This window comes from Leucobacter sp. (assembly GCF_053528595.1).
The window spans coordinates 1-3,700 of the sequence record NZ_JAIVPF010000033.1 but is presented as its reverse complement, the minus strand read 5'-3'; the positions used below and the strand labels follow the sequence as shown (position 1 = coordinate 3,700).

Genomic DNA, 3,700 nt, shown 5'->3' with positions numbered 1-3,700 from the left:
CTCGCGCGTCACGATGCGCAGCGCGTCGAAGGAAGCGGAGAGCATCTCGTATGCATCGTCGCTCTGCCCCGCGATGCCCCGCCCTCCGGCCCAGCCGCCGACGAGGTGCACGATCCCTCCGATGCGCACACCTGTCTCGGCGAGTTCTCGTCGGAGCCGCGCGACCTGTTCGGGGTCCGTGAGGTCCGCTGCCCGGCGCCACTGCGCGCCGCCGTCGCCGGGAGGCGACGTCTCGAGAGTGCTGCGGCTGGCGGTGACGACGGCGAGACCGTGGCCGAGGAGCTCCTCGGCCACGGCCTCGCCCGCACGGCTCGAGCCGCCCGCGAGGAGTACCGCCGGCCGAGTCACGGAGCGGTCTTCGCGTAGCGATGGCGATTCTGCGGATGCGGGGGGCGCACGTATCCGAACTCGACATCGAGCTGAGGACCGTCGTCGAGATCCTTCGTGAGCCAGTACTGACCGGCACGGTCGTATGAGGCCTCGACGACGATGGCGTGCTGGGAGGCGGTCATCATGTCGCGGAAGATGCGTTCCATGCGCAGGCCCTTGACCGTGCCGACCGCACCGATCTCCTTGAAGATCAGCTCGACCACCTGGCGCGCCTCGGACACCACGTGCACGTTGACCTCGTGCATGAGCACGCGCAGCTCGTAGTCGATGTGGGTGCTGCGCTTCGCGTCCTCGTAGGCCCGCCCGATGACGTCGCGCATGAACAGGCGCGCGGAGCGGATCTTCGCGTCGGCCTTGCCCACGGCGATGTAGTTGCTCTGCTCCTTGCCCAGTCTCGACTGGCGGAACGAGCCCCGGCGGGCGCGCAGCTGCGTGGTCTTCTTGAACTCCTCGACGGCGGCCACGGCGAGGCCGAGCGCGTGGGCCGCATGGGCGGCCAGGTTGAAGTTGGCGCGCATCAGCGGCGAGTCGTAGTGGTGGGTCCAGATGCCGGTCTCGTTGACCATCGAGCTGGGCACGAAGACCTCCTCGACCGTGATGTCGCCGCTGCCGGTACCGCGCAGGCCGAGCCCGTTCCAGTTGTTGTGCACCTGCACGCTCTTCGCGGGCACATAACCCGAGATGTAGTACGGGAGGCCGTCCCGGGGGCTGGTGCGGGGTTCCCCGTTCTCATCGTGCAGCACCGCGCGCCCGTAGAGGAAGGTGGCCTCAGGGGAGCCCGAGCAGAACGGCCACTTGCCCTGGATCATGTAGCCGCCCTCGACCTTGCGGGCGATGCCGCTCGCGCGGCCCACGTTTCCCGCGGTGATCCAGCGCTCCGTCTTGAGGATCTCGCGCATCGCCGCGGGCTCCGCCCAGGTCGCGCCGGTGTGCAGCATGCAGAGCCAGCCGACGGAGCCGTTGACGCGCGATACCTCCTCGACGGCTTCGAGCCACTCGTTCGGGTGGGCCTCGAGTCCGCCGAGCTCGCGGGGGAGGAAGGCGCGGTACATGCCGCAGTCGTAGAGGGCGTCGGTGATCTCGTCGGGGATGCGGCGCTCGTCCTCGATGATCTGCTCGGCGTCGAGGATCAGCTGCTCGTACGGTTTGACGGCGTCGACGAGGCGCAGTCGGTCGGTAACGGTGTCGGTGACGGTCACGGGAATCCAATCAGTCTCAATATGATACGAAATTCTCTTAATAAGAACTTTAATTATTCGCAGTATAGGCAGCCGGATGAGCGCGCGCCAGGGTTTGTGCGAAAATTATCCAATTGAATATAGTTATTATTGTTGCGTGGCAGCGAGGCGGCTCACCCCGAGCCGTGGAGTGCGAGCCGAGCGCGGATCGGGAGTGGACATGGAACACCGCACGGAGCAGGGCGCGGGCGGAGTCGGAGAGCCGGTCGTCGAGACCGAGGCCCGCGCTCGCCTCACGCACGGTGCTGAGGCCTCCGAGTACGAGGCGACCGCCGGAACCCTCGTGGTGCGGGAGAACGACGGGGAGCCCATCGCGAGCATCTTCTACACCGCGTACGAGTCGTCGCCGCGCGATCCGCGGCGACCCATCACCTTCCTCTTCAACGGCGGCCCGGGCTCCGCGAGCCTGTGGCTGAACATCGGCGGCTTCGGCCCCCGTCGTGCGCCGACCCGCACCCCCCGCGCCACTCCGCCGGCGCCCTACGAATGGGGTGACAACCCCCACACGCTGCTGCCCGAGTCCGACCTCGTGTTCATCGATGCGGTCGGCACCGGGTACTCCCGGTTCGCGCCGGGGGTCGATCCCTCCCGCGGCTGGGGCGTCGACGCCGATGTCGATCTCTTCGCCCGGGCGGTGGTCCGGTACCTCACGAAGACGGGGGCCTGGAATCGGCCGCGGTTCCTCTTCGGCGAGTCCTACGGCACCACACGCGCCGCGGGGCTCGTGCATCGCCTGCAGAATCAGGGCGTGGACTTCAACGGCGTCGTGCTGCTCTCCACCGTGCTCAACCGCAGCACGGCCTTCGACGCCGGCGACCACTTCTACGTCAACCTCCTGCCGAGCTACGCGGCGACCGCGCGCTTCCACGGCAAGGCCGGGCACGCGGATCTCGATGACGACGCCTTTCTCGACGCGGCCCGCGCATACGCCCTCGGCGGCTACAGCGCGGCGCTGCTCGCGGGAGACCGGCTGTCGGCCGAGGAGATGCGGAGTCATGCTGAGAAGCTCGCGACGTTCATCGGCATCGACCCCGAAGAGCTCGCGCGTCAGCGATTGCGCCCCGAGATGGAGTGGTTCCGCGAGGCGCTGCTGCGCGATCGCGAGCGCAAGGTCGGCCGTTTCGACGCGCGATTCTCGGCGGACAACGGCTACGTCATCGGCACGGGGCAGCACGATCCCGCGACCGACGACGCGGCGACGGCCGCCGTGAACAGCGCTCACCTGGCCGCCTACCGCGAGCACCTCGCGAACGACATCGGCTACGCGCCCGAGCTGCCCTATCTGCCGCTCAACAACATGCAGGTGAGCTCGGCATGGGACTGGTCGCACCGCGCACCCGGCATCGACGCCCCGCTGCTCGTGCCCGATCTCGGTTACGACCTCGCCGCGGCGATGCGTCGCAATGAGGGGCTCCGGGTGCTCGTGATGGGTGGCATCTACGACCTCGCGACCCCGTTCTTCCATGCGGAGAACGACGTCGCGCGGATGTTCCTGAGCCCGGAGATCCGCGCCAACCTCACGTTCTCCTGGTTCGAGTCCGGGCACATGACCTTCGTCGATGAGCGGGAGATCGAGCGCATGCGGCGCGTGCTCGCCGACTTCTACCGCGAGGCGGGAGCGGGGGCGCGATGAGGTGCGCATGCGCGCCGGAGCCCCGGAGTCGTCGGGCATCCGGTAGCGTAAGCTCCAACCGATTCAGAGATTGGTGAGAGAGTGGTGGCAGATTCCGTGAGCAGGAGCGCACCGGGGACCGGGTTTCCGCCGACGCGCGCACTCGCAGACACCGTCGTCGACCTCATCGAGCGGGAGATCCGCGAGGGCGAGCTGCAGCCCGGGCACTTCATCGGGACGAAGCGAGAGCTGCTCGACCGCTTCAACGTCGCTCCCGCGACCCTCGGCGAAGCCATCAGGGTGCTCCGCAATCGCGGTGTGATCTCGGTGAAGCCGGGGCCGGGGGGCGGCATCTTCCTCGCCGAGCAGTCGCCCATCATGCGCCTGGGTCACGAGCTCATCCAGCTCCGCGCCGAGGACGCGACCGTCGACGACTGCCTGCGCATCACGGACTCGCTCG

Annotated in this window: 3 protein-coding genes and 1 pseudogene; 2 read left to right on the top strand and 2 right to left on the bottom strand. The window is 68.3% G+C overall.

Annotation, left to right across the window (positions count from 1 at the left end; genetic code table 11):
* Window positions 1-348: pseudogene (locus tag ACWKZU_RS06845) on the bottom strand (hypothetical protein); the annotation flags it as partial.
* Entirely contained in the window at window positions 345-1,589 is a 1,245-nt protein-coding gene (locus tag ACWKZU_RS06840) for an acyl-CoA dehydrogenase family protein (protein WP_449281653.1), read from the bottom strand. The gene ACWKZU_RS06840 and the pseudogene ACWKZU_RS06845, both read right to left, overlap by 4 nt.
* Window positions 1,590-1,788: 199 nt before the next feature.
* On the opposite strand from ACWKZU_RS06840, the gene ACWKZU_RS06835 reads away from it, so the two are divergent.
* Together ACWKZU_RS06835 and ACWKZU_RS06830 are read left to right on the top strand one after the other, a co-directional pair.
* A complete protein-coding gene (locus ACWKZU_RS06835; RefSeq protein ID WP_449281652.1) occupies window positions 1,789-3,261 on the top strand; it encodes a S10 family peptidase in 1,473 nt (490 codons plus the stop codon).
* Window positions 3,262-3,357: 96 nt separating this feature from the next.
* Window positions 3,358-3,700: FadR/GntR family transcriptional regulator (locus ACWKZU_RS06830; protein ID WP_449281651.1), on the top strand; the 343-nt coding region annotated here is incomplete at its 3' end.